Origin of the sequence: Salana multivorans, from assembly GCF_003751805.1 — a bacterium.
GTDB classification, from domain to species: Bacteria; Actinomycetota; Actinomycetes; order Actinomycetales; family Beutenbergiaceae; genus Salana; species Salana multivorans.
Genome location: NZ_RKHQ01000001.1, coordinates 2,196,889 through 2,221,436, shown reverse-complemented (window position 1 = coordinate 2,221,436; position 24,548 = coordinate 2,196,889). Strand labels below are relative to the sequence as shown.

The 24,548-nt window shown below is 72.8% G+C and carries 21 protein-coding genes; 9 read left to right on the top strand and 12 right to left on the bottom strand.

Annotated elements, in window-relative coordinates:
- Nucleotides 1-16 precede the first annotated feature (16 nt).
- Entirely contained in the window at nucleotides 17-961 is a 945-nt protein-coding gene (locus EDD28_RS09445) for a sugar-binding transcriptional regulator (protein WP_123739374.1), read from the bottom strand.
- A gap of 178 nt (nucleotides 962-1,139) precedes the next feature.
- On the opposite strand from EDD28_RS09445, the gene EDD28_RS09440 reads away from it, so the two are divergent.
- From EDD28_RS09440 to glpK, 3 genes are all read left to right on the top strand, one after another.
- Nucleotides 1,140-2,846 (top strand): glycerol-3-phosphate dehydrogenase/oxidase, encoded by a 1,707-nt coding sequence (locus EDD28_RS09440; protein WP_123740036.1) that lies wholly within the window; start codon nucleotides 1,140-1,142, stop codon nucleotides 2,844-2,846.
- Nucleotides 2,847-2,998: 152 nt separating this feature from the next.
- Entirely contained in the window at nucleotides 2,999-3,760 is a 762-nt protein-coding gene (locus tag EDD28_RS09435; RefSeq protein ID WP_123739373.1) for an MIP/aquaporin family protein, read from the top strand.
- Nucleotides 3,761-4,002: 242 nt separating this feature from the next.
- Entirely contained in the window at nucleotides 4,003-5,523 is a 1,521-nt protein-coding gene (gene glpK, locus EDD28_RS09430; protein WP_123739372.1) for a glycerol kinase GlpK, read from the top strand.
- Nucleotides 5,524-5,621: 98 nt separating this feature from the next.
- On the opposite strand, the gene EDD28_RS09425 is transcribed toward glpK, so the two are convergent.
- Nucleotides 5,622-6,026 carry a phage holin family protein gene (locus EDD28_RS09425; protein ID WP_123739371.1) on the bottom strand — a complete coding sequence of 135 codons (405 nt, stop codon included), beginning with the start codon at nucleotides 6,024-6,026 and terminating at the stop codon, nucleotides 5,622-5,624.
- Between the two features lie 160 nt (nucleotides 6,027-6,186).
- Between EDD28_RS09425 and EDD28_RS09420 the strand changes: the two genes are divergently transcribed.
- Entirely contained in the window at nucleotides 6,187-6,537 is a 351-nt protein-coding gene (locus EDD28_RS09420; RefSeq protein ID WP_123739370.1) for an SHOCT domain-containing protein, read from the top strand.
- Between the two features lie 61 nt (nucleotides 6,538-6,598).
- Here EDD28_RS09420 and EDD28_RS09415 read toward each other — a convergent pair whose 3' ends face one another.
- Nucleotides 6,599-8,041: a hypothetical protein gene (locus tag EDD28_RS09415; protein ID WP_123739369.1), complete on the bottom strand. Its 1,443-nt coding sequence runs from the start codon at nucleotides 8,039-8,041 to the stop codon at nucleotides 6,599-6,601.
- Between the two features lie 314 nt (nucleotides 8,042-8,355).
- Nucleotides 8,356-9,870, bottom strand: coding sequence for a methyltransferase domain-containing protein (locus EDD28_RS09410; RefSeq protein ID WP_123739368.1), 1,515 nt, complete (start codon nucleotides 9,868-9,870; stop codon nucleotides 8,356-8,358).
- 103 nt (nucleotides 9,871-9,973) lie between these two features.
- On the opposite strand from EDD28_RS09410, the gene EDD28_RS09405 reads away from it, so the two are divergent.
- Genes EDD28_RS09405 through EDD28_RS09395 form a run of 3 tightly spaced genes read left to right on the top strand, consistent with a single transcriptional unit; the run spans nucleotide 9,974 to nucleotide 13,102 of the window.
- A complete protein-coding gene (locus EDD28_RS09405) occupies nucleotides 9,974-10,978 on the top strand; it encodes an SPFH domain-containing protein (RefSeq protein WP_123739367.1) in 1,005 nt (334 codons plus the stop codon).
- Entirely contained in the window at nucleotides 10,975-11,880 is a 906-nt protein-coding gene (locus tag EDD28_RS09400; RefSeq protein ID WP_123740035.1) for an NAD(+)/NADH kinase, read from the top strand. Before EDD28_RS09405 ends, EDD28_RS09400 begins: the two co-directional genes overlap by 4 nt.
- Before the next feature lie 40 nt (nucleotides 11,881-11,920).
- Nucleotides 11,921-13,102, top strand: a complete 1,182-nt coding sequence (locus EDD28_RS09395; RefSeq protein WP_123739366.1) for an acyl-CoA dehydrogenase family protein — start codon at nucleotides 11,921-11,923, stop codon at nucleotides 13,100-13,102.
- Nucleotides 13,103-13,176: 74 nt separating this feature from the next.
- On the opposite strand, the gene EDD28_RS09390 is transcribed toward EDD28_RS09395, so the two are convergent.
- The 4 genes from EDD28_RS09390 to EDD28_RS09375 are packed head-to-tail and all read right to left on the bottom strand — an operon-like array spanning nucleotide 13,177 to nucleotide 18,293.
- Nucleotides 13,177-15,153, bottom strand: coding sequence for a right-handed parallel beta-helix repeat-containing protein (locus EDD28_RS09390; protein ID WP_123739365.1), 1,977 nt, complete (start codon nucleotides 15,151-15,153; stop codon nucleotides 13,177-13,179).
- A gap of 22 nt (nucleotides 15,154-15,175) precedes the next feature.
- Nucleotides 15,176-16,015 carry a carbohydrate ABC transporter permease gene (locus EDD28_RS09385; protein WP_123739364.1) on the bottom strand — a complete coding sequence of 280 codons (840 nt, stop codon included), beginning with the start codon at nucleotides 16,013-16,015 and terminating at the stop codon, nucleotides 15,176-15,178.
- Nucleotides 16,015-16,950, bottom strand: coding sequence for a carbohydrate ABC transporter permease (locus EDD28_RS09380; RefSeq protein WP_123740034.1), 936 nt, complete (start codon nucleotides 16,948-16,950; stop codon nucleotides 16,015-16,017). The genes EDD28_RS09385 and EDD28_RS09380 overlap by 1 nt, the downstream gene beginning before the upstream one ends.
- Nucleotides 16,947-18,293, bottom strand: coding sequence for an extracellular solute-binding protein (locus EDD28_RS09375; protein WP_123739363.1), 1,347 nt, complete (start codon nucleotides 18,291-18,293; stop codon nucleotides 16,947-16,949). The genes EDD28_RS09380 and EDD28_RS09375 overlap by 4 nt, the downstream gene beginning before the upstream one ends.
- A 245-nt stretch (nucleotides 18,294-18,538) precedes the next feature.
- On the opposite strand from EDD28_RS09375, the gene EDD28_RS09370 reads away from it, so the two are divergent.
- A complete protein-coding gene (locus EDD28_RS09370; protein WP_123739362.1) occupies nucleotides 18,539-19,609 on the top strand; it encodes a LacI family DNA-binding transcriptional regulator in 1,071 nt (356 codons plus the stop codon).
- A gap of 94 nt (nucleotides 19,610-19,703) precedes the next feature.
- Here the strand turns inward: EDD28_RS09370 and EDD28_RS09365 are convergent, their stop codons facing one another.
- A complete protein-coding gene (locus tag EDD28_RS09365) occupies nucleotides 19,704-20,036 on the bottom strand; it encodes a YtxH domain-containing protein (protein WP_123739361.1) in 333 nt (110 codons plus the stop codon).
- 115 nt (nucleotides 20,037-20,151) lie between these two features.
- Between EDD28_RS09365 and EDD28_RS09360 the strand changes: the two genes are divergently transcribed.
- Nucleotides 20,152-20,787: a uridine kinase family protein gene (locus EDD28_RS09360; protein ID WP_245967985.1), complete on the top strand. Its 636-nt coding sequence runs from the start codon at nucleotides 20,152-20,154 to the stop codon at nucleotides 20,785-20,787.
- A gap of 23 nt (nucleotides 20,788-20,810) precedes the next feature.
- On the opposite strand, the gene EDD28_RS09355 is transcribed toward EDD28_RS09360, so the two are convergent.
- Genes EDD28_RS09355 through xylA form a run of 3 tightly spaced genes read right to left on the bottom strand, consistent with a single transcriptional unit; the run spans nucleotide 20,811 to nucleotide 24,455 of the window.
- The gene (locus tag EDD28_RS09355; RefSeq protein WP_245967984.1) at nucleotides 20,811-21,836 is read right to left on the bottom strand and encodes a zinc-dependent alcohol dehydrogenase; all 1,026 of its coding nucleotides are present in this window, start codon (nucleotides 21,834-21,836) and stop codon (nucleotides 20,811-20,813) included.
- 1 nt (nucleotide 21,837) lies between these two features.
- Nucleotides 21,838-23,274: a xylulokinase gene (gene xylB / locus EDD28_RS09350; protein ID WP_123739359.1), complete on the bottom strand. Its 1,437-nt coding sequence runs from the start codon at nucleotides 23,272-23,274 to the stop codon at nucleotides 21,838-21,840.
- Nucleotides 23,274-24,455 (bottom strand): xylose isomerase, encoded by a 1,182-nt coding sequence (gene xylA / locus EDD28_RS09345; RefSeq protein WP_123739358.1) that lies wholly within the window; start codon nucleotides 24,453-24,455, stop codon nucleotides 23,274-23,276. The genes xylB and xylA overlap by 1 nt, the downstream gene beginning before the upstream one ends.
- Between the last annotated feature and the right edge of the window lie 93 nt (nucleotides 24,456-24,548).

Genomic DNA, 24,548 nt, shown 5'->3' with positions numbered 1-24,548 from the left:
CGCCCAGCCCCAGCGGTCAGAGCGCGGCGAGGCGACGCGCGGACGGCTCGTCGATGACGACGTCGGTGATCGCACCGGCGAGCAGCGCCGCGCGCAGCGGCAGCACCTTCGCCAGCCCCGCGGCCACGCAGACGCGGCGCGGGATCCGGCGCAGCTCGCGCGGGTTCGGTCCGGTCCCGCGCGCGTTGATCGCGATGTCCTCCCACGACCCGTCGCGGCGCAGGAACACCGTGCAGACGTCGCCGACGACGCCGGCCGACTGGAGCGCCGCCTTGTCGTCGTCGTCGAGGTACCCGGACGCGTAGACGTGCGACGACACGGGTCCCGCGAGCGCCCCGACACCGAACAGCGCGAGGTCGGCCCGCGCCTGCAGGCCGAGGACGTGCCGGACGCTCCGCTCGCGCCACATGAGGTCGCGGGTCTCCGCGTAGTCGAAGAACGCCGGCACCGGGAAGTGCTCCGGGGTCGCGCCGAACGCCGCGGCGATGTCGGACACGAGGTCGGTCCCGTAGGCGAGCCCCGACGCCGAGGTGTTCGCCGCGCCGTTGAGCTGGACGACGGTCGCCTCCCGCAGCGGGGCCGGGCGCAGGTGCTGCCGGATCGCGGCGACGGTCGTCCCCCACGCGACACCGAGCGTCATGCCGTCGGTGAACCACTCCTGCAGGAGCTGGGCGCCGTAGCGCGCGACGTGGTCGAGCCGCACGTGCTCGGCGATCGGCGTGCGCACTGGCACCACGTGCACGCGCGCGCCGTAGGTGCGCTGGAGCCGGTCGGCGACGAGGTTGCCCGACCCCGGCTGCTGCACGCGCACGCGCACCATGCCGTTCTCCCGCGCCGCCTTGAGCAGCCTCGACACCGCCGACCGGGACATGCCGAGCTTGCGCGCGACCGTCTCCATCGTGGCGTCCTGCAGGTAGTACATGGTCGCCGCCTCGTGCATGAGGGCCTCACGAGTGTCCACCGGCACATCCTCTCGTCTGCACATTCGTGCAGCAGTCTTGCGCAGATGTCCACCCCGGGGAAAGGTGACGGTGCAACTACCTCCGTAGCGACCCCGGTCAGGGGCCTAGCACCAGCCCGAGGAGAACGACGTGACCACCGCGATCACCCCCGCCACCCGCCTCGAGGCCCTGGAGGCCATGAGCGACGACGAGGGCCTCGACGTCCTCGTCATCGGTGGCGGCGTCACCGGTGCCGGCATCGCGCTCGACGCCGCGACGCGCGGCCTGCGCACCGGGATCATCGAGGCGCAGGACTGGGCCAGCGGCACGTCCTCCCGGTCCTCCAAGCTCGTCCACGGCGGGCTGCGCTACCTCCAGATGCTCGACTTCTCCCTCGTCCACGAGGCGCTGACCGAGCGCGACCTGCTCATCAAGGAGATCGCGCCGCACCTCGTCAAGCCGGTGTCGTTCCTCTACCCGCTGCTCAAGCACTACGAGCGCCCGTACGTCGGCGCCGGCGTCGCCCTCTACGACGCGCTCGCCACGATCGGCTCCCGCAAGGGCCGGGCGATGCCGTTCCACCGGCACGTGTCGCGCAAGGGCATGGCGAAGCTCTTCCCCGACCTGCGCCACGACGCCGCCGTCGGTGCCGTGCGCTACTGGGACGCGTCGGTCGACGACGCCCGCCTGGTGCTGACGCTGGTGCGCACGGCCGCCGCGTACGGCGCGCTCGCCGCACCGCGGACCCAGGTGGTCGAGCTGACCCGCAACGGCCTCGGCAAGGTGACGGGCGCCGTCGTCGTCGACCTCGAGACGGGCGCGCAGCACACGATCAAGGCCGACCACGTCATCGCCGCCACCGGCGTGTGGACCGAGGAGACCGAGTCGCTCTCCGGCACCGAGGGCGGTCTGCGCGTGCTCGCGTCGAAGGGCATCCACATCGTCGTGCCGCGGGACCGGATCCAGGGCGACGTCGGGTTGATCCTGCAGACCGAGAAGTCCGTCCTGTTCCTCATCCCGTGGTCGCGCTACTGGATCATCGGCACGACGGACACGCCCTACGACGAGAACCCGGTCCACCCCGTCCCGACCGGCGCCGACATCGACTACGTCATCGACCACGCCAACGCGGTCCTGGCCGACCCGCTCTCGCGCGAGGACGTCATCGGCACCTTCGCCGGCCTGCGCCCGCTGCTCCAGCCGGGCACCAAGGACGGCACGAGCAGCGCGAAGGTCTCCCGCGAGCACACGGTCGCCTCGCCCGCCCCCGGCCTGGTCTCGATCGCCGGCGGCAAGCTCACGACGTACCGGGTCATGGCGAAGGACGCCGTCGACTTCGCCCTCGGCGCCCGCGCGCACAAGCTCCCGTCGATCACGGACCAGATCCCGCTCATCGGCGCCGTCGGCCTCGAGGCCGTCACCCGTCAGCGGCGCGCGCTCAAGGAGAAGTACGGCTGGTCCGAGCAGGTGATCGACCACCTGCTGCACCGGTACGGCTCGGCGCTGCGGGACCTGCTCGCCGCCATCGCACGCCAGCCCGACCTGGCCAACCCGCTCGAGCACGCCCCCGCCTACCTGCGGGCCGAGATCGCCTACGCGGCGACGCACGAGCAGGTGATGCACCTGGAGGACGTGCTCGAGCACCGGACGCGGCTCGTCTACGAGGTGGCCGACTCCGGCGTCGCCGCCATCCCGGAGATCCTCGCGATCGTCTCCCCGATCCTCGGCTGGGACGAGGCGCGCCAGCAGAAGGAGGCCGCGTCCTACACCGCCTCCCGCGAGGCGAAGGCCGCCGCAGCCCTCACGGCGACGGACGCGGAGGCCGAGGCCGTCCGGGCCGAGGTCCCCGACCTCGTGCCGCTGCACCCGATGGGCACCGAGGAGGTGCGCACGGAGCAGAGCTAACCGGTCCGCGGCGCCGCCGCGGCACCCCGGCGCGCCGTCACTGACGGACGGCGCGCACGGGACGAGACTGACCTCAGCCGGCGCACCCGCGCTCGGCATCCGGGGGGACGCCATCGGCGTCGTCCCCTTCACAACGAAGTGAAAGGCAGCACATGGGATCGCAGATCTTCCTCTCGGAGCTCTTCGGCACCGCCATGCTCATCGTCCTCGGTTGCGGCGTCGTCGCGAATGTCGCGCTCGCCAAGACCAAGGGGAACAACGGTGGGTTCCTCATGGTGAACTTCGGCTGGGGCCTCGGTGTCTTCGCCGGTGTGTACGTCGCGTTCGCCTCGGGCGCCCACCTCAACCCGGCGGTCACGCTCGGCCTCCTCGCGAGCGGCGGGGACCTGTTCCCCGGCAACACCGACCTGGGCCTCGACCCCGTGCCAGGCACGGTCGGGAACGCCGTCCTCTACATCGTCGCGCAGCTCGTCGGGGCCTTCATCGGCGCCGTCATCTGCTGGCTGGCCTACAAGAAGCACTTCGACGCGGAGCCTGACCCGGCCGCCAAGCTCGGCGTCTTCTCCACCGGCCCCGCCATCCGCTCCTACGGCTGGAACGTCGTCACCGAGGTCATCGCGACCTTCGTCCTCGTGTTCGTCGTGATCCTGTTCGGCCGCACCCCCTCGGGCCTCGGGCCGCTCGCCGTCGCGCTCCTCGTCGTCGGCATCGGCGCCAGCCTCGGTGGCCCGACCGGGTACGCCATCAACCCCGCGCGTGACCTCGGTCCCCGCATCGCCCACGCGGTCCTTCCGATCAAGGGCAAGGGCTCCTCGGACTGGAGCTACTCGTGGGTCCCCGTCGTCGGCCCGATCATCGGCGGCGTCGTCGCCGGTCTCGTCGCGACGGCCATGCAGGGCGCGCTCGGTCTGTGACCGCGCGGTCGGCGCCGCCGCGGGCCGACCATCGACACCCATCCAGCAGCAGACAGCAGCCGACGACGGCGGGGACGCCTCACCGCCAGCGCGTCCCCGCCGTCGTCGTTCCCGGGCGGCTCGTCGGCTCCCCACCCTCCAGGCGCCCGGCACCCGCCGGGGCCGACCGCAGTTCCCGGACCCGCACCGACGGGGCCGGTCCACCGGCTCGACAGCACGACAGCACACGAAAGGACATCCCAGTGGCTGACACCCAGTACGTCATGGCGATCGACCAGGGCACCACGAGCTCCCGCGCGATCATCTTCGACCACGCCGGCACGATCGTCGCGACCGGCCAGAAGGAGCACGAGCAGATCTTCCCGAAGGCGGGCTGGGTCGAGCACGACCCGCAGGAGGTCTGGACGAACGTGCGCGAGGTCGTGGCCCAGGCCCTCGCCCGGGCGAGCCTCACCGCCAAGGACATCGCGGCGATCGGCATCACCAACCAGCGCGAGACCGCCGTCGTGTGGGACAAGAACACCGGCGAGCCCGTCTACAACGCCATCGTCTGGCAGGACACCCGCACGCAGAAGATCTGCGACCGCCTCGCCGGCGACGTCGGCGCCGACCGGTACAAGGACGTCGTCGGGCTGCCGCTCGCGACGTACTTCGCCGGCCCCAAGGTCGTGTGGGTCCTGGAGAACGTCGAGGGCGCGCGGGAGCGGGCCGAGGCCGGCGACCTCCTCATGGGCACGATGGACACCTGGGTCGTGTGGAACATGACCGGCGGCCCGCAGGGCGGTGTGCACGTCACGGACGTCACGAACGCCTCCCGGACGCTCCTCATGGACCTCAAGACGCTGCAGTGGGACGCCTCGATCGCCGCCGACATGGGCATCCCCACGTCCATGCTCCCGGAGATCAAGTCCTCCTCCGAGGTCTACGGCGTCGACCGCGAGGGCGGCCTCGTCGCCGGTGTGCCGATCGCCGGCATCCTCGGCGACCAGCAGGCGGCGACGTTCGGCCAGGCCTGCTTCGAGGTCGGCATGGCGAAGAACACCTACGGCACCGGCAACTTCATGCTGATGAACACCGGCACCGAGATCGTCCCGAGCAAGAACGGCCTCCTCACCACGGTCTGCTACAAGATCGGCGACCAGGCCGCCGTGTACGCGCTCGAGGGCTCGATCGCGGTCACCGGCTCCCTCGTGCAGTGGCTGCGGGACAACCTCAAGGTCATCTCCTCCGCCCCGGAGATCGAGTCGCTCGCCGCGACCGTCGACGACAACGGCGGCGCGTACTTCGTGCCCGCCTTCTCCGGCCTGTTCGCGCCGTACTGGCGCGGCGACGCCCGCGGCGCCCTCGTCGGCCTCACCCGGTACGTCAACATCGGCCACATCGCCCGCGCGGCCCTCGAGGCGACGGCGTTCCAGACGGCCGAGGTGCTCGAGGCGATGAACGCCGACTCGGGCGTCGACCTGACCGAGCTCAAGGTCGACGGCGGCATGACGGCCAACGACACCCTCATGCAGTTCCAGGCCGACATCCTCGGCGTCGACGTCGTCAAGCCGGTCGTCGCTGAGACGACCGCGCTCGGCGCCGCGTACGCCGCCGGCATCGCGGTCGGCTACTGGTCGGGCGAGCAGGACGTCATCGACAACTGGGCCGAGGACAAGCGCTGGACGCCGGAGATGGAGCAGTCCGAGCGTGACCGCCTCCTGCGCAACTGGAAGAAGGCCGTCACGAAGACCCTCGACTGGGTCGACGACGACGTGGAGTAGTCGCGCCGCGGCGTGCGATGCGCCGCACCATGACGACGGCCGGTCCGGATCTCCGGGCCGGCCGTCGTCGTGCGTCGGGGTGTGGTCGCGGCGCGACGTCAGCGACGCGAGGCGCCGCGCGCCTCGGCGCGCGCGGCCAGGTGCTTCTTCCCCCAGACCGCGAAGAGGATCCAGCTCGCGAGCGACGTCACGAGCCAGACGATGACGGTGGCGAGGATCCAGTCCGTCACGCCGCGGATCGTGAGGCCGCCGAACAGCGTGGCGAGCCAGAGCGCGACGACCGTCGCGATGAGCCCGATGCCGCCGAGCGCCGCCGGCGCGTACTTGCGCGCCATGTTCGCGATGAACGGGGTGAGCAGGCCGCTCGCGACCACGAAGATCAGCACCGCCCAGACGAACCCGAGCACGGGAACCTCGACGCCGTCGAGCACGGCACCGGCGATGAGGAGCGCGACGGCGGCGGACGCGAGGTTGATGACCGTGTTGACGAGGAAGCGAATCATGGTGCTCCGATCCGGGGGTCGCGCGGCCGGCGGCCGACGCTGATGACGCCATCCTGGCATCGCGGAGCCGTCGGCGCCCGGCGTCGGGCTCCGGTTGCGCGACGGCGCGCCGGTGGGACCATGGGGACGTCGGACACCCCCAGCCCCGGAAGGACCCATCATGAGGAGAGCAGGACGCCCCGGTCTCGTCGGACTGGCCGCGCGGACCGCCGTCGTGGCGGGTACCGCCAACGCCGTCAACGCGCGCGCCGCGGCCCGCCAGCAGGACAAGCAGCTCGCCGCCGACGCCGCGGCGGCGCAGCAGCAGGCCGCCGTCGAGGCGGCGGCGGCCCAGGCGGTCGCCGCGGCCCAGGCGGCCGTGCCGGCGGCGCCGGAGCCCGTGGCACCCGCCGCCCCGGCGGCGCCGGCGGTCGACCTCGTCGCCGAGCTGACGAAGCTCGGGGACCTGCGCACGGCCGGCCTGCTGACGGACGAGGAGTTCGCCGCCGCGAAGGCGCGCCTGCTCGGCTGAGCCCCGGTCGGTCCGGGCCCGACGGGGCCGGGTCGATCGACCCGGCCCCGTCGACCCCAGCTCAGGCGACGGGGTCGGCCGCGGGTCCCGGGTCGGTCACCGGCACCGGCACCGGACGCCGGACGATCTCGACGAGCGCGAGCACGACGAGCACGCCGGCGAGCGACCCGAGCACGCGCCCCGGCGTGACCGGTCGCCCCAGGAGCACGGCGCCGACGCCCACGACGACCGTGACCGCGACGATCGCCCCGCGCCCCCGCTCGACCAGGCGGCCGACGCCCCGCGGGTCGAGGCCGCCGCGGTCCATCGCAGCGCGCACCGCCCCGGACGCGCGCGTCCCGAGGCTGCGCGCGGCGGTCGCCGGCCGCGAGTCGCCGAGGAGCCACGCCCCGACCGCGACGAGGACGCTCAGCAGCAGGAGCGCGGTCACGGCCGCGACGAGCACCGCGCTCACCTGGTCGACCATGGCGCGGCCGGCCGCGACCGGCACCCCCACCTCGCCGAGCTCCCGGACGAGAAGGCGGCGGGCGAGGGCGAGGCCGACGGCGAGCAGCGCGAGCGCGACGGTGTAGCCGGCACCGGTCCGGGCCAGCCCGCGACGCCGGTCGCGCGCCAGCGCGAGACCCAGCGCGAGCAGCCCGAGCACGACGAACGGCAACCACCAGCCGACGGCGACCGCGAGCCGGTAGCCGCTCGCGACCGCGCCGAGCGACTGCGACGTCACGATCGGGATGGACCGGTCGACCTCCGGGATGCGCTCGGCGAACGCGAAGCCCTGCTCGATGAGCACCGCCCGCACCTCGGCGACGACGACGCCGAGCTGGAGCGAGAGCTGGTCGCCCTCGAGCGCGAGCAGCCGGCCGTCGTCGCCGCGGAGGACGGCGACGGCGCGCGCGTGGGTCTGCTCCAGCGCCACGGTCCACACCCGGGCGAACCGGGGCGAGGTGACCACCCGCTCGACCGTCGAGGTGATGAGCGAGCGCACGCCCTCGACGGCCGGCGCGACGAGCAGTCCCGCCGCCTGCTGCGCGCGCGGCGGGAGACCGAGCTCGAGGATGCCGGACTCCAGGTCGGCCGCGATGCCGGCGAGGTCGATGCCCTCCTCGACCGCCCTCGACACCTCGGCGACGATGAGGTCCTGGACGCCCGGGTCCTCGACGAGCGGGGCGAACGTCTCGACGAACCGGTCGGTGTCGACGAGCTGCACCCGCGCCCAGGTGCCCAGCGTCGCGACGGGTGCGAGGAGGACGCTCACGACGAGCAGGACGGCGGCGACGGCACCCCGGACGCGGCCCCGTGACGTCGTCGGCGGCGTGGTCGACGAGGCAGGTGACATCGGCGACGAGGCGGTCGGCGTCGGTTGCGCGGCGGGCGCCGGCACCGGGCGGGTCGCGGACGCGCTCTCCGTCTCGAGCCGACGGTTGCGCTCGTCGAGCTCGCGGTTGCGCTCCTCGAGCCGCGCGATCCTGGCGTGCAGCTCCGCGACGTCGTCCGACTCGGCCATGGTCCTCCCTCACGCGCCCCGCGACGCCTCGCCCGCGCCAGCGGCGCACGGACCCGTCGACCGGTGCGGCGGGGTCTCGGATAGAGCATGGCAGGACGGGCCAGCGCGTGCGCGCCCGGAGCGGCCGTGACCGAACCGTCTACGTTTTGTTGCCGAATCGTGACCGTCCGTGGCGTGCATCACACCCGGGGGCGGCCTAGGTTGGACGTAGTCCCCAACGTCGCGGGCTCGAAAGTGGCCGGTTCCTGGTACCCCCTGCGGACCGGCCACTTTTGCTTCCCCGGAGCGCGCGACGGCTCCTCAGCCCAGGCTCCTCAGCCCAGCGGCTTCTCGGCCACGAGGAGCACGTTCGTCCACGACCACGGGTCGGGCACGGGCCCCTCGTCGGTGAGCCGGAGCACCCGCGCGGCCGGCGCGAACCGGTGCTCGATCAGCCACGGGTTGCGGATCGGCCGGGTCCGCGTCGTGCAGACGAAACCGTTCCGCTCGAGCAGGCCGGTCCACTCCCCCGGTGAGAAGAAGCAGAACCGCTCGTGCGCCTCGGAGTACCAGGACTCGACGTAGTCCTTCTTGGCGAGGAACTCATACAGCGCGGACCGGGTGAGCCGGACGTGCTCCTCGCCGTCGACGACCACCGTGTCGTAGGTGATGCCGTCCCCCTCCTCGCGCCGGAAGTCGTGGGCGAAGCGCTCGAACCTGGCACGCGAGGAGAGGCCGGCGATGGGTCCGTCGATCGGCCCGTCCGCACCGTCAGCGGTCGTGAGCCGCGCGAGCACGACCTCGTCGCCGTCGTCCGGCCCGACGACGTCGTAGTTGATCCACACCCCGCCCGGTCGCAGCATCGTGTGGACGCGGGAGCAGAACTCCAGCAGCGCCTCGCGCCCGAGGTAGGACTCGATCTCGTGCGTCAGCGCCATCGTGATGACGGTGTCGACGGAGTCGGGCTCGAAGAGGCGCGACTGCATGATGTTGCGCTGGTGGAAGAACACGTTGGCGTCGCCGAACTCGCCGCCCGCCGTCCGCTGCAGGCAGATCTCGTAGAGCTGCCGGGCGACCTCGACGCCGTAGAAGTCCGACTCGAACAGCTCCGGCCGCTCGCTCAGCAGCTTGATCGTCTGGCCCGTCGCGCACCCGACGTCGACGATCCGCCCCGGCCGCACCGCGTCGGCGAACTCGCCGACCTTGCGCCACGCGTTGTCCTCGAACGCCGCGCGGTAGCTGGCGTAGTCGCGGGTGACGGTGATGTCGCCGTCGTCGGTGTCGACGAGCGGGTCGGCGTGGATCTGCTGGATCGTCTCGGCCAGCCCGTAGCGCAGGTAGTGCCGGCGCGCGACGGGGTGGAGCCGCTCGGCCACCCACGCGTCGTCGGCCCAGCCCGGCCCCGCCGCGACGATCGCTTCGACGACGTCCCACGGCCGCGCCTCGTCGAGCCCCAGCTCGACCGTGTCGATCGGGAACCCGAGCGCCTCGTAGTCGGCGATGACGGCCGGGGTCGAGCACGCGACGACCGTGTTCTCCGGCGTCATGGCGACGCGGCCGCCGGTCTGGGTGCGGATCTCCTCGACGACGTAGTGGGCGAAGTCCGGCTTCGGTCGCCGGTTGACGACGAGGTAGGTGAGCGACGCGAGCGCCTCGTGCTCCGCGACCGCCTCGACGAGACCCAGCCGCCGGCTGCCGGGGATCGGGTTGCGCCGGGTGCCGCCGTGGTCGGCGCTCGTGATCGCCCACACGACCTCGGCGCCGGGGTGCTGCGCGAGGAGCCGGCGCAGGCTGGCCACCTGGAACCGCGTGACGAGGTGGTGCCGGCCGGGGAAGAGCACATAGCGCATGGCGAGCAGGGTAACCACGGCCGACCTCGACTCCTCATTGTCATCTTGACAAGATTATCTCCCGCCACTTATTGTCGTAGTGACGACAAACAAGGAGGGCGTCATGACCACCATCCGCAGGTTCCCCTTCGTCTCCCACGCCACGAGCGACGCGACCCGGTTCCTCGTCCACGGCACCGGCGGGAGCATCCACCCCCGCGGCACGGGCGCGTCGTTCTGGTTCCGCCCGCTCGGCAGCACGCTCTCGGAGGTCCCCGTCGAGGACCTCGAGCTCGGCAGCATCGTCCGCGTCACGACCTCCGACCGGCAGGAGGTGAGCGTCCAGCTCGCGCTGACGGTTCGGATCGTCGAGCCCGAGCTGGCGGCGCGCCGGCTCGACTTCGCGATCGACCTCGCGACGGGCGAGTGGACGGGCCGGCCCCTGCAGACCCTGCAGAACCGGGTCGCCGAGGCCGCCGGCCAGTTCACCGCCCGGACCGTCGCGCGGACGTCGCTCGCGGCGGTGCTCGGCGACGGGCTCGAGCTGGTCCGCGACGCGGTGCGGGCGGGGTTCGCCGCCGAGGCGCACCTCGCCGACTCCGGGATCGAGATGGTGAGCGTGCGAGTCGTCGCCGTCCGGCCGGAGGAGGACGTGGAGCGCGCCCTGCAGACCACGGTGCGCGAGGCGATCCAGGCCGAGGCCGACCGGGCGACCTACGACCGGCGGGCGCAGGCGGTCGACCGCGAGCGCGCGATCAAGGAGAACGAGCTGCACAACCGCACCGAGCTCGCCCGCCGCGAGGCGGAGCTGGTCGAGCTCGTCGGGTCGAACGACCTGCGGCGCACGGAGCAGGAGCTCGACCGGGCCGACCTGCGCGCCCGCGCCGACCTGGCCGGCAAGCGGCTCGAGGTCGACGCGCGGGTCGACGAGATCGCCCGCGTCGCGGCCGCCGAGAACGAGGCGCTCGGCACCCGCCTCGCGGCCTACGACGCGGCCGGGACGACGGCGCTGCTCGCCAGCATCGCCCCGGACGTCCTCGCCGCGCTCCCCCGGATCGACTCGCTCACCATCACGCCGGACATGCTCGCCGACGCGCTGGGACGCGTGCTGGCCGAGGTGAGGTCGTGAGCGCGCCGCGGCTCGTCGTCGTCCATCGCCGCACGGAGCTGGCGGAGGTGCTGGCCGAGCACGCGACCCTCGCCGCCGCCGAGTTCTTCCTCGCCACGCGCGGGCGGTCGGCCGCGCCCCTGGTGGCGGCGGACGAGGCCCAGCACCGCGCAGTCGACGCCGTCATGGCCGCGGCGCCGACGCACTGGCGCCAGGCCGTCGTGGAGCGCGCCCAGCTCAGCCGGTTCCTGTTCGAGCCGGACGACCTGGTCGTCGTCGTCGGTCCGGACGGCCTCGTGCCCAACGTCGCGAAGTACCTCGACGGACAGGGCGTGCTCGGTGTCAGCCCCGGGCCGCCGGGGCTGCTGTGCCGGCACCGGGCCGACCAGGTGCGCGGCGTGCTGACCGGGTCGACCACCTGTCGGGTCGCCGAGCGGGCGATGGTCGAGGCGAGCCTCGACGACGGGCAGCGCCTCCTCGCGCTCAACGAGGTGTTCGTCGGCGACCGCGGCCACCAGTCCGCCCGGTACACCCTCGCGGTCGGCAGCCGGAGCGAGCCGCAGTCCTCCTCGGGCGTCATCGTCGGCACCGGGACGGGCGCGACGGGGTGGCTGGCGTCGCTGTGGCGGCAGGCGCGGCCGGGGTTCGACCTGCCGGCCCCGGACTCCGACGACCTCGCCTACTTCGTCCGCGAGGCCTGGCCGTCCGCCCGCACGGGGACCGATCTGGTCGCCGGGCTGCTCACCGACCGGTCGCCCGGGAGGGATGGCGACGACGCCCGGGTGCGCGTGCGGGCCGAGTCCTCGCTCGTCGTCTTCGGCGACGGGATCGAGCGCGACCAGCTCCGGGTCGAGTGGGGCCAGGAGGTCGTGCTGCACCGCTCGGACCGCCGGCTCAGGCTGCTCCTGGCGCCGACCCCCTGACCGTCGACCCCGTCGGTCCGGAGGGTGGCAGGCTGGAGGCATGCGCACCCACCGGACGATCCTCACCGACGAGCTGCTGGCCGCGATCCACGACCGCGCGCCGCGTCACGACGCCGAGAACACCTTCCCCGAGCAGGACCTCGCCGACCTGGCCGCGGCCGGCTACCTCACCGCGTTCGTCCCGGCGGACCTGGGCGGGGCCGGCCTCACGCTCGAGGAGGTCGCGCGCGAGCAGCTGCGCCTCGCCGCCGCGTCCCCCGCCACGGCGCTGGCGGTCAACATGCACCTCGTCGTGACGGGCCTCGCGGCGCACCTGCGCTCCCGCGGCGACGCGTCGGTCGAGTTCGTCCTGCGCGACGCCGCGGCGGGCGAGGTGTTCGCCTTCGGCAACTCCGAGGCAGGCAACGACCTCGTCATGTTCGACTCCGGGACCCGGGCCGAGCCCGTCCGCGAGGCGCGGGACGGCGGTGACGAGGCCGTCGTCGGCTACCGCTACACCGGGACCAAGATCTTCACCTCGCTCGCCCCGGTCTGGACGCGGCTGGCCACGTTCGGGCGCGACGACTCCGACCCGGACGCCCCGGTGCTCGTCCACGGCGTCGTCGACCGCGACGGCACGCGGACGAAGGACGACTGGAACACGCTCGGGATGCGCGCGACGCAGTCCTGCTCGACCGTGCTGGAGGGGGCGTACGCGCCGATCGACCGCGTCTACCGTCGCCTCGCGCCCGGCCCCAACGCCGACTCCTTCACCTTCGCGCTGTTCGCGGTCTTCGAGATCCTGCTCGCCGCCGTCTACACCGGCGTCGCCGGACGCGCGATCGAGCTCGGCGTCGAGGCCGCCCGCCGTCGCCGGTCGCGCAGGACAGGGCTGACCTACGACGTCGATCCCGACATCCGGTGGAAGCTCGCCGAGGCCGCGATGGAGCACGACGGGGCCGTGCTCCAGGTGCTCGCGCTCGCGCGCGACGTCGACGAGGACGCCGACCACGGCGCGCGCTGGTTCGCCCAGCTCGTCGGGCTCAAGGTCCGCGCGGTGGAGAGCTCGCGCCGCGTGGTCGACCTCGTCCTGCGCGTGAGCGGCGGCGCGAGCTACACCGCGACCAGCGAGATCTCGCGGATCTACCGCGACGTGCTCGCGGGCATCTTCCACCCGAGCGACGAGGAGTCGGCGCACTCGACGGTGGCGTCGTCGATCCTCGGCCCCCTGCCCGCCCCGTGACCGCGGGCTGACGTCCGCGTCCCGCCGCCGCCCGCTGCGGGGCGGCGGCGGGACGCGGACGCCCGGCTGGCCGGTCAGTCCAGGACGCGGGTCCTGGCCGGACCGGCCGGCAGGTCGACCAGCGGTCCGGCCGGGTAGCGGCCGTCGGCCGTCCGGCGTCGCCCGACCAGGTCGACGTCGATGACGGCCGGCGAGCCGTCCAGCTCCTCGACGTCGGCGTTCGCCACGCGCACGCGCGGCAGGTCCCGTCCCCCGACCGCCCCGACGACGGCGGCCGTCGCCGCCTCGGGGAGGTCGGTGACGAGGACGACGACGTCGCCGTCGTCCTCCACGCGCACGTGGGCCGGGCCGTCGACGACGACCGCGTCCGCCTCGCCGTCCCGACCGCGCGCCCCGGCGAGGTAGACGTTGCCGTGCAGCGTCACCGGCTGGCGCAGGTCCATGAACCGCCGGTGGTCGCCCTCGTTCTCCCGCAGCCCGGCGAGGTACTCGTCGAACGACGCCGGGTAGGCGGCGTACCCGGCCGTCCCATAGCCGGAGCGCTCGAACCCGAACGACCCGGCCTCGTACGCCTCCGCCAGGTTCCCGCCGAGGAAGACGTTGCCGATCCACGTGTCGTCGCCGCCCTCGATGACGGCGTAGCCGGCCACCTGGGTGCTGTGCGGGCGGTGGTACGGCGTGGCCCGATCGCGCACGTGCTCGAGCCGGACGGCGCCGGCGACGAGGTTGTGCACGTAGGCGCCGCCCTGGCTCATGTTGTCGAGGCTCACCGGCGAGGCGAGGACGTTGTGCTCGACGAGGTAGGGGCCGTGGCTCACCTCGATGAACAGGTCCCGCTCGTTGCGGTAGTAGACGTTGCGGGACAGCCGCGTGCCCTGCGTCTCCCAGTCGAGCCACGTGCCGAGCGAGCAGTCGTGGATCCGGTTGCCGCGGATGACGACGTCGATCGCCGCGTGGAGCTTGATGCCGGCGATCTCGTAGCCGTAGAACTCGCGCCTGGTCGCGATGTCGTGGATGTGGTTGTCCTCGATGGTCGAGAACACGCAGCCGAGGTGGCCGACGATCCCGTTCTGCCCGCAGTCGTAGACGTGGTTGCGGCGGATCACGTGGGAGCCGACGTGCTCGCGGTCCCAGCCGATCTGGCGGGCCGAGAACACGGACTCGAGCTGGTACTGGTAGCCCGACTTGTCCCCGCGGACGGTCGCGTAGTTGTCGCCCGTCGACGCCTCCTTGCCGATCGAGATCGCGGAGCACTTCGCGTCGTGGATGACGTTGTCCTCGATGATCCAGCCCTTGGCCCAGTTCGGGCCGATCAACCCCGGCTGGTCGGCGGTCGGCGGCGTCCACGGGCAGGCAGCCTGGGCCAGCTCGAACCCGCGGACCGTGATGTAGTCGACGTGGTGCCGGTCGGGGTAGAAGACCGAGCGACGCACGTTGATCTCGACCTGCTCGGCGTTCGGGTCGGCGCCGTCGAAGGACGCCCAGATCGTGGTCGCGTCCGGCCCGACCTCCGCGTACCAGGCCCGCCTGGTCTGCGCCACGTCGCGGACGGGGACGACGATGCCGGTCCAGTCGTCCCGGATCTCGGTGCGCTCGGACGTCGCGGCCGCCGCCACCTCCGCGACCGAGTGCGCCTCGTAGGAACCTGACCCGTTGAGGTAGACGTCGCCGAGGTGCTTGCGGTCACGACGGACGTCGTCGTACACGATCCAGTCGCCCCCCACCTCGATGGCATACGGGTTCCACTCGCCGAACAGCGAGCTCGGTACGCTGACGCGCCAGACGCCGTCGCCCTCGTCGACCCAGCCCGTCACCGCCTCGGCGCCGGTGATCCGCACGTGCTCACCCTCGGCGGCCGTGTAGGTGATCCGGCGCGTGTCGCTCAGGCCGCCCCGGCGGGGGCGCACCCACTCGCGGTAGGTGCCGGCGTGCACCACGACGGTGTCACCGGGGTGCGCGAGCCCGGCCGCCCGGTCGATCGTGCGCAGCGGGGCGTCGACGGTGCCGTCGGCCGCGTCGTCGCCGCTGACGGCCACGTGGATCTCGGTCATTCCATGTCTCCTTCGGTTGAGGTCATTTTCCGAACCCGGCGGTGAGGCCGGCGACGAGCTGGCGGCGCCCCACGACGTAGGCGGCCAGGAGCGGCAGCACCGAGAGCACGACGGCCGCGAGGACCGCCGGGATGTCGGTCGTGAACTCGCCCTGGTAGCTCCACAGCGACAGCGGGAGCACCCGCATGCCGCTGCTCTGGGTGAGGACGAGCGGGAAGAGGAAGCCGTTCCACACGTTGAGGGCGTCGTAGATGCCCACCGTCACGAGGGCCGGCTTCGACAGCGGCAGCACGAGTCGCCACAGCATCGCCATGTCCGATGCGCCGTCGACGCGCATGGACTCGAACAGCTCCTTCGGGATGTCCCGCATGAAGGTGACGATGATGAGCACCGTGATCGGCAGCGCGAAGGCTGCCGACGGAAGGATGAGCGCCCACAGGGTGTCGTAGAGGCCGAGCTGCACGATGAGGTAGTAGACGGGGATGATCGTCGCCTGCATCGGGATGGCGAGGCCGAGCAGGAAGATCGAGAACGTGCGCCGCGCGAACGGCGACACCGACCGGACGATGACGTAGGACGCCGCGACCGCCATGAGGAGCAGGAGCACGACGGCCGTCACCGTGACGACGACGCTGTTGGCGAAGTAGAGCAGGAAGTCGTTCGCGAGCACCCGCCCGTACGCGGCGACGGTCGGGTTCGCCGGGATCGAGAGCGGGTTCTCCGCGTAGTAGACGGCCTGCGCCCTGAAGCTCGTCACGATGATGAAGTAGATCGGCAGCAGCACGATCGCCAGCCAGCCCCACGCGAGGACGGCGCCGACGACGTTCGGGCGGGTGCGGCCGTGCAGGGATGGCGCGCTCATCACAGACCCTCCTGCTGGGACTCCATGCGGTGGGAGCCGGAGACGCGGTTGAGCCCGAGCGACATCGTGAGCCCGACGACGACGAGGATCGTCGCGATGACGCTCGCGCCGCCCATGTCGAACGAGCGGAACCCCCGCAGGTACATGTCGAGCGGGAGGATGCGGGTGGCGTCGCCCGGGCCGCCCTGGGTGAGGATGAAGATGAGGTCGAAGTAGGTGAGCGACCCCACGAGGATGAGCGTCGTCGAGGTGATGATCGTGTACCGGAGCTGGGGGATCGTGATGCTCCAGAACTGCCGCCAGGCGCCCGCGCCGTCGAGCGTCGCCGCCTCGTAGAGCTGGACGGGGATCTGCCGGACGCCCGCCTGGTAGAGCAGCGCGTGGAACGGGATGAAGCTCCAGGCGATGACGAAGAGGCAGACGCCGAGCGCGAGGTGCGGCTTGCCGAGCCAGTCCTGGGACAGCACGTCGAGCCCGATGGCGGCGCCGAGGCCGAAGTTCGGGTCGAGCAGCGAGCGGAACGCGATCGCGACGGCCGCCGAGGAGAACAGCAGCGGGAGGAAGTAGAGGATGGAGAGCACCTCGCGGTAGCGCTGCCGACCCGCCATGAACACACCGAGCAGGAGGCTCACGGGCGCCTGGAACAGGACCGAGAGGAGCACGACGACGAGCGAGAGCACCGTCGCCCGCTGGGTGAGGGGCTCGGCGAGGATCCGGCCCCAGTTCCCGGCGCCGATGAACGTCGGCGAGCCGAGCCCGTCCCAGCTCGTGAAGCTGAGCACCACGACGCCGAGCAGCGGGACGAGGGCGAAGAAGGCGAAGAACGCCAGCGCGGGGAGGGCGAGCCACGGGGCCGGCCCGGTGCGGCGACGTGCCGCACCGGACGCGGACCCGGGCCGGCCGACCCGTTCGGTCGTCCGGACGGCCACGGTCAGCCGATCGTCTTGTTCATCGCGTCGACGAACTGCTCGGGCGTGCTCTGGAGCAGGAAGATCTTCTCCAGGTTCGTCAGGAGCTCCTGCGCCGCGTCGGGCGCGAGGGCCTGGTCCCAGGAGAGCTGGAAGTGCGGAGCCTGCTTCACCATGTCGTAGGCCAGCCCGATGAACTCCGCGTCGTCCGCCTTCGCGATGGTGTCCTCGAGCCCGGCGACGGGCGGGACGCCGCCCGCGTCCAGCAGCACCTGGGTGTAGTCGTCGTCGAACACGATCGTGTCGAGGTAGGAGGTGGCAGCCGCCTTCGCCTCGTCCGTCGCCGTCGCGGAGACCGACCAGTAGTTCGAGGTGTTCCCGACGATGTCGAGCGGGTCGCCGGCGCCGCCGGTGACCTCCGGGAACGTGGTGAAGCCGAGGCCGTCGGCGACGAAGTCCGGCGCGTCGACCTTGAGACTCGAGTAGATCCAGCTCCCCTGGAGCAGGAACGCGGCCTTGCCCGTGTACAGGAGCGCCTGGTCGGCGTTGGCGTCCGCGGCGATCGAGCCGTAGCCCGAGACGAAGCCGTCGGCCTTCACGAGGTCCTGGATCATCGTGAGCGCCTCGGCGAACGCCGGGTCGGACCAGGCACCGGGCTCCCCGTCGAGCACGGCCTGGAAGGCCTCCGGGCCGCCGACGCGGTCCGTGAGGTACTGGATCCACATGAGGTAGGGCCACTTGGACTGCCCGGCGACCGAGAACGGCGCGACGCCGTGCTCGTTGAGCGTGGCGACGGCGCTCATCAGCTCCTCCCACGTCGTCGGGACGGCGACCCCCGCCTCGTCGAGGACGTTCTGGTTGTAGTAGAGGATGACGGGCTGGCTCTGGCTGTTCGGGACGCCGTACACCTTGCCGTCGAAGATGCCGCCCGCCGCGACGGACGGGAGGACGCGGTCGACGAGGTTCGCGGTCTCGGCCGTCATGTCGACGACGTTGCCGTTGTCGACGTACTCCTTGAGACCACCGCCGCCCCAGCCGTAGATGAGCGTCGGCGCGTTGCCCGCGCCGAGGGCCGTGCGGATCTTCTCCTTGTAGGCGTCGTTGGCGAAGAACTCGAGCCCGATCCGGGCATCGGGGTTCGCCTCGTTCCACCAGCCGAGCGACTCCTTGTAGAGCACCTCGTTGACGCCGCCGGTGAGGCCCCAGGCGGTCGCGACGGTGGAGCCCGACGCACCACCGCCGTCGGCCCCTCCTCCGTCGTCCGTCCCCGTGCCGCCCTGGCCGGGCCTCGTCCCGCCGCCGCACGCGGCGACGAGGGTGAGGGCTGCGAGCATTCCGATCGATCCTGCGATGACACGACGTCGTGACATGGGTCGTCCTCTCTGACGAGCTGGGTGAACCGGATACTGAAACTTTCGATCTACGCCAGATGTTTCAGTGAATGTTCGACCCGAGTTTGCGGCGACCAGCGCGCTCCGTCAAGACCCGAATGGCTCTATTTTGCTCGGATGCGCGCTTTGTAACTCAACCGAGATGATCTGAAAGTTTCTTCACGCTGTAGTCTGAGCGCGACTCGGGGCGCGAGGGGCCCGCGAGCGACGAGAAGGGGGCCGGGGTGGCAGGCAGGTCGACGCGTCCCACGCTGGAGGAGGTCGCGGAGGCGGCCGGCTGCTCGCTGGCGACGGCATCGAAGGCGCTGGCCGGACGCCCCGAGGTGGCCGTCGCGACGCGCGTGCGGGTTCACGCCGCCGCGGTCGAGCTCGGGTACGAGCGCCGGCCACGGGCGCTCGCGGCTCAGCCGAAGCGGCGCACGATCCTCGCGGCGTTCGACGGGTTCGGCTCCGTCTACAGCGCGAGCGTGCTCGAGGGGGCCATGGCCGCCGCGGCGAAGGCCGACGTCGAGGTCGTGGTCGGCCTCACCCCGACGGTCGAGGAGGGCGGCGTCGACGCGGCCTGGCTCGAGCGCCGCGCCGCGACGGGGGTGCTCGGCATCCTGCTCGTCACCGCGCTCCTGGCCGACGGGCTCCACGAGACGACCGAGCGGCTGGGGGTGCCCGTCGTCTGCGTCGACGCCAAGTCGCGCGACCTGGGGTCGATCGTGACCGTCGGCTCGGCGAGCTGGGCCGGCGCCGCGCTCGGCACGCAGCACCTCATCGACCTCGGCCACGAGCGGATCGCCTTCGCGGGCGTCAACAAGGACTTCGACTTCGCCCTCGAGCGGTACGCGGGATACCGCTCGGCGCTCGAGCGCTCCGGCATCGAGCCCGACCCGACGCTGGCGTTCCCCGGCGACACGGAGTACAGCACCGGCTTCGCCATCGGCACCCGGATCGCGCGCTCACCCCGCCCGCCGACCGCGATCATGTGCCTGTGCGACGCGGTCGCGCTCGGCGTCATCGAGGGAGCCCGGCGGTCGGGGCTGCGCACGCCGGAGCGGCTCAGCGTCGTCGGCTTCGACGACCTGCAGCCGGCGCACTGGTCCTCCCCCGCCCTCACGACCGTGCGGCAGCCGCTGCGCCGGATGGGCGCGCTCGCCGCGCGGACGCTGCTGCGGATGGCCGACGGGCACGAGCCCGACTCGACGCGGATCCAGCTCGCGACGTCGCTCGTCGTCCGCAGCTCCACCGCGCCACCAGCCGACGGTGAGGCGGGCGGCGAGCCCGGCGGCGACGCGACCGCGGGCTGACGTCCGCGTCCCACCGCTTGCCCGACGGGAACGGCCCCGGTCGCGACAGCTCGGCTGTCGCGACCGGGCCCGCTGCACGTCGGCGCGGCGCGCGTCAGGCGAAGCGCTCGTCGTCCGCCTGCGCCTCGGCGGCGGCGTCCGGGTTCGGCGTCGCCTCGTCGCCGTCGAACCGGTCCTTGACCGACTCGAACGCGGCGCCCGCGCGGTCCTTGGCGTCCTCGAGGAGATCGCCCGCCTTCTCCCGGGCCTCGGCGAGGCCCGGCCCGACCTTCTCCTGGACGTCGTCGAAGGCGTCCTTCGCCTTGCCGGCGACGTCACCCGCCACGTCCTTGGCCTTCTCGGCCACGTCCCCCGCCACGTCGCCGATCTTCTCGGCGACGTCGCTCGCGACGTCCTTGACCTTGTCGAGGAAGCTGTCCTCCGCCATGTCACCCTCCCGGTGCGATGGCCCCCCGCCGTGGGTGGGCCGCGAGCACACTATGGGGGTCGCGACGCCCGCCCCGCAAGCATCGGCGAGGCATCGCCCGCACTACGCTCGTCCCGTGACCCCGAGCGACGCCCTGTTCGACCTGCCCGAGGGCGAGCGGGTCCCCCGGCGGCGCGTGCTCGTGCTGGCCGGCGCCTCGGGGTCGGGCAAGAGCTCCGTCGCCGGCCGGCTCGGCATCCCGGTGGTCAGGCTCGACGACTTCTACCTCGACATCGACCACCCCGGCCTGCCGCGGGCCCGCGGCACCGTCGACTGGGACGACCCCGGCACGTGGGACCTCGACCACGCCGTCGCGACCCTCCTGGACGCCTGCCGGTGCGACAGCCTCACGCTGCCCGTCTACGACATCCCGACGTCGCGCCGCACGGGCTCGGAGACGCTCGACATCTCCGGCGCGCCGGCCATCGTGGCCGAGGGGATCTTCGCGGCGCACGTCGTCGAGCCGCTGCGCTCCGCCGGCGTCCTCGCGGGCGCCTTCCACCTCGTCCAGTCGCGCACGACGACGGCCGTGCGCCGGTTCGCGCGCGACGTCGGGGAGGCGCGCAAGCCGCTCGGGACGCTGGTCCGCCGGGGCGTCGCGCTGTGGCGGGCCGAGCCGCGGCTGGTGCGGTCGTGGCAGTCGGCCGGCCTCGACCCGCTGCCGCGCGAGGGCGCGGAGGACGCGCTGGCGCGGATCGTCTCGGGGCGCTGACCTCGCCGGGCGGACCGGTCCGGTCAGTCCAGGCCGATGACCACCTTGAGCCCGTCGCGCGCGACACCGCGCTCGAACGCCTCGGCTGCGGACGCCAGCGGCAGCCGGTCCGAGACGAGTCCCCGCACGTCGACGGTCCCCGACTCGACCAGCCGGATCGTCCGGTCGTACATCTCCTTCATCCGGCGCACCATGACGAGGGTGAGGCCCTTGCGGCGTGCCAGCCCGGCACCGAAGGAGGACCGGTCGTCGTCGGGGATCCCGGCCAGGACCACGCGGGCGCCCGGTCGCGCGAGCGCGAGCGACGCGGCGATCGCCCGGTCGTTCCCGGCCACCTCGAACACGGTGTGCGCCCCGCCGTGCGTCAGCACCGCCTCGGCGGCCGCGAGGTCGTCCGGCGCGACGGCGACGTCGGCGCCGTAGCGCAGCGCCGCCTCCCGCCGGTGCGCCAGCGGCTCGACGGCCACGACGCGACCGCCCCCGCCGAGCCGCCGCGCGAGCTGGACGAGCATGAGGCCGATCGGGCCGCAGCCGACGACGGCGACGTCCTGCACCAGCCGGCCGTGCGCGAGGTCCCAGGCGTGCAGCGCGACGCCGAGCGGCTCGAGCATGGCACCGTCGGCGCCCGTCATGCCGTCGGGCAGCGGATGGATCAGCCGGGTCGGCCACGTCTTGTACTCGACGAGCCCGCCCTCGGTGCTGCTGTGCCCGGAGAACCGGACCGCCGGACACAGGTTCCGGTCGTTCTCGAGGCAGTGCTCGCACTCCTCGCACGGGATCGCGGGGTCCAGCGCCACGCGTCGGCCGGCGTACGGGCCGTCGACGGCGACGCCGGCCAGCTCGTGACCGGGGACGAGCGGGTCGGTCAGGACCGCGTCGCCGATGCCCCCGTCGGCGAACCAGTGCAGGTCGCTCCCGCACAGGCCCATGTCGGTCATCCGGACGAGGGTCTCCCCCGGTCCGGGGACCGGGAGGGGCACCTCGTCCAGCCGCAGGTCACGCGCGGCGAACAGGCGGCCGCGGCGCATCGTCGGGGGCAGCTCGCCCACGTCAGCCCTCCCTGGTCAGGTGCAGCGGCGCGGCGAGCGCGTACTGCTCGCGCACGTGCGGAGCCGACGGCGCCGTCGCGACCTCGACGGGGGCGCCCCCGAGCTCCGGCCACGCCGGCAGGTCGGCCGCCGCGTCCGTCTGGGCGGCGAGCACCCAGGCGGCCTGACGGGCGACGCCGTCGGCCACGTACTCCCCCGGCGCCGGCAGCACGATGTCGTGCCCGAGCACGGACGGCGCCACCTCGCGCAGCGCCGGCGACTTCGCCGCCCCGCCGACCAGCCGCAGCGACGCGACCTCGAGGCCGAGCACCCGGACGGCGTCGAGACCGACGCCGAGCCCGCAGACGATCGCCTCGAACGCGGCACGCGCGAGCGACTCGCGCGTGTAGGAGGCGTGGGTGACGCCGTGGATCGCACCGGCGGCGTCGGGCAGGTTCGGCGTCCGCTCGCCGTGCAGGTAGGGGACGAAGCTCAGCCCGTTGCTCCCCGCCGGCGCGGCCAGCGCGAGCCGCGCGAGCTCGTCGTAGTCGACGCCGAGGAGCTCGCGCGTCGCGTCGAGCACCTGGGCGCAGTTGACCGTCGCGACCAGCGGCAGGTAGTTGCCGGTGGCGTCCGAGAACCCCGCCACCAGTCCCGTGGGATCGGCCGGCTGCTGCGTGACGATGGCCGAGACCACGCCCGACGTGCCGACCGAGAGCAGGACGTCGCCCGGGCCGAGGCCGAGCGCGAGCGCCGCGCCGGCGTTGTCCCCCGTTCCGGGTCCGACGATGGCGTCGATGCCGAGCCCCGCGGCCCGGCCGACCGACTCGCGGATGTCGGCGACGCGCGGGAGCACGAGGTCGCTGCGCCCGAACGCGTGCCCCAGCAGGTCGGGCAGGTACTCCCCCGTCCGCCCGCTGAAGTACCCGGTGCCGGACGCGTCGGACCGGTCGGTGGTGAGCTCGGCGATGTCGGTCGAGCCGCGCAGCCGCCAGGTGAGGTAGTCGTGCGGCAGGCAGACGGCCGCGACCCGCGCGGCGTTCTCGGGCTCGTGCTCGGCCAGCCAGCGCAGCTTCGTCGCCGTGATCGACGCCACCGGGACGGTCCCGGTCTCGCTCGCCCAGCGCTCGGCGCCGAGCTCGGCCACCAGCTCCCTTGCCTGCCGGCCCGAGGAGTTGTCGTTCCACAGCATGGCCGGGCGGACGGGCTCGCCGTCCGCGTCGAGCGTGACCATGCCGTGCTGCTGGCCGCCGACCGACACGGCGACGACGCCGTCGAGGCCGCCCGCGCGCTCGACGGCGACCTGCAGGGCCTCCCACCACACGCGGGGGTCGACCTGGGTGGCGTTCGGGTGCGACGCCGAGCCGGAGCGGACGAACGCCCCGGTCTCGGCGTCGCGCACGACGACCTTGACGGACTGGGTCGACGTGTCGATCCCGGCGACGAGCGGTGCGGTCATCAGCCGATGAGGTGCTCGAGCGCGAGCTGGTTGAGGATCACGTAGTTGGTCTCCCGGGCGCCGGCGGCGTCGGCGTCGAAGTCCTCGAACGCCGAGCGGTCGGCGAGCAGGTCGGCGACGCTCTCCCCCTCGGCGAGCGTCGGCTGCGCGGACTCGAAGATGCCGGCGGCCTCGAACGCCGCCTGGACGCGCGGGTCCTCGCGGTAGGCCCGCGCCTTCTCCGCCAGGAGCAGGTAGGTCTCGATGTTGGCGCGGGCCGAGGCCCAGACGCCGTCGAAGCCCTCGGTCCGGGACGGCTTGTAGTCGAAGTGCTTCCAGCCGGTGTACCGCGGGCCGCCGTTCGGGAAGCCGTTCTCGATGAGGTCGACCGTGAAGAAGGCCGAGAGCAGGTCACCGTGACCGAACACGAGGTCCTGGTCGTACTTGATCGAGCGCTGGCCGTTGAGGTCGATGTGGAACAGCTTGCCGGCCCACAGCGCCTGCGCGAGGCCGTGGGTGTAGTTGAGGCCGGCCATCTGCTCGTGCCCGGTCTCCGGGTTGAGGCCGACGATGTCGCCGTTGCTCAGCTTCGCGATGAAGCCGAGGGCGTGGCCGATCGTCGGGAGGAAGATGTCGCCGCGCGGCTCGTTCGGCTTGGGCTCGAGGGCGATGACCATGTCGTAGCCCGAGTCCTTGATGTACTGCGCGACCGTGTCGACGCCCTCGGCGTAGCGCTCGAGCGCCGTGTTGAGGTCCTTCGAGCCGTCGTACTCCGTGCCCTCGCGACCGCCCCACATGACGAACGTCGAGGCGCCGAGCTCGGCGGCCAGGTCGACGTTGCGCAGCACCTTGCGCAGGCCGAACCGGCGCACCGACCGGTCGTTGGCCGTGAAGCCGCCGTCCTTGAACACCGGGTGGGTGAACGTGTTGGTCGTGACCATCTCGATGGTGAGGCCGACCTCGTCGGCCGCCGCGCGGAAGCGCTCGAGGATCGCGGTGCGCTCGTCGTCGGACGCGCCGAACGGGACCACGTCGTCGTCGTGGAAGGTGATGCCGGAGGCACCGGCCTCGGCCACCGGGCCGAGGTACTCCCACGGGTCGAGCGCCGCTCGCGTCGCGTCGCCGAACTGGTCCTTGCCAGCCCAGGACACCGTCCACAGACCGAAGGAGAACTTGTCCTCGGGAGTTGCTGCGCGCACCATCGCCTGCCTCGTTCCTCACGTCTCCTCGACGACGACCCTCGCCGTCGAGAGGTATTGGTTTACCCGATGAACTTATCGCGAGCCGTGCGGTAG

Coding starts and splice junctions, on each gene's coding strand:
- EDD28_RS09395 (WP_123739366.1), top strand. CDS start 11,921: ATGCGCACCCACCGGACGATCCTCACCGACGAGCTGCTGGCCGCGATC.
- EDD28_RS09390 (WP_123739365.1), bottom strand. CDS start 15,153: ATGACCGAGATCCACGTGGCCGTCAGCGGCGACGACGCGGCCGACGGC.
- EDD28_RS09375 (WP_123739363.1), bottom strand. CDS start 18,293: ATGTCACGACGTCGTGTCATCGCAGGATCGATCGGAATGCTCGCAGCC.
- EDD28_RS09365 (WP_123739361.1), bottom strand. CDS start 20,036: ATGGCGGAGGACAGCTTCCTCGACAAGGTCAAGGACGTCGCGAGCGAC.
- EDD28_RS09435 (WP_123739373.1), top strand. CDS start 2,999: ATGGGATCGCAGATCTTCCTCTCGGAGCTCTTCGGCACCGCCATGCTC.
- EDD28_RS09420 (WP_123739370.1), top strand. CDS start 6,187: ATGAGGAGAGCAGGACGCCCCGGTCTCGTCGGACTGGCCGCGCGGACC.
- EDD28_RS09385 (WP_123739364.1), bottom strand. CDS start 16,015: ATGAGCGCGCCATCCCTGCACGGCCGCACCCGCCCGAACGTCGTCGGC.
- EDD28_RS09405 (WP_123739367.1), top strand. CDS start 9,974: ATGACCACCATCCGCAGGTTCCCCTTCGTCTCCCACGCCACGAGCGAC.
- EDD28_RS09410 (WP_123739368.1), bottom strand. CDS start 9,870: ATGCGCTATGTGCTCTTCCCCGGCCGGCACCACCTCGTCACGCGGTTC.
- xylB (WP_123739359.1), bottom strand. CDS start 23,274: ATGACCGCACCGCTCGTCGCCGGGATCGACACGTCGACCCAGTCCGTC.
- EDD28_RS09415 (WP_123739369.1), bottom strand. CDS start 8,041: ATGGCCGAGTCGGACGACGTCGCGGAGCTGCACGCCAGGATCGCGCGG.
- EDD28_RS09425 (WP_123739371.1), bottom strand. CDS start 6,026: ATGATTCGCTTCCTCGTCAACACGGTCATCAACCTCGCGTCCGCCGCC.
- EDD28_RS09440 (WP_123740036.1), top strand. CDS start 1,140: ATGAGCGACGACGAGGGCCTCGACGTCCTCGTCATCGGTGGCGGCGTC.
- xylA (WP_123739358.1), bottom strand. CDS start 24,455: ATGGTGCGCGCAGCAACTCCCGAGGACAAGTTCTCCTTCGGTCTGTGG.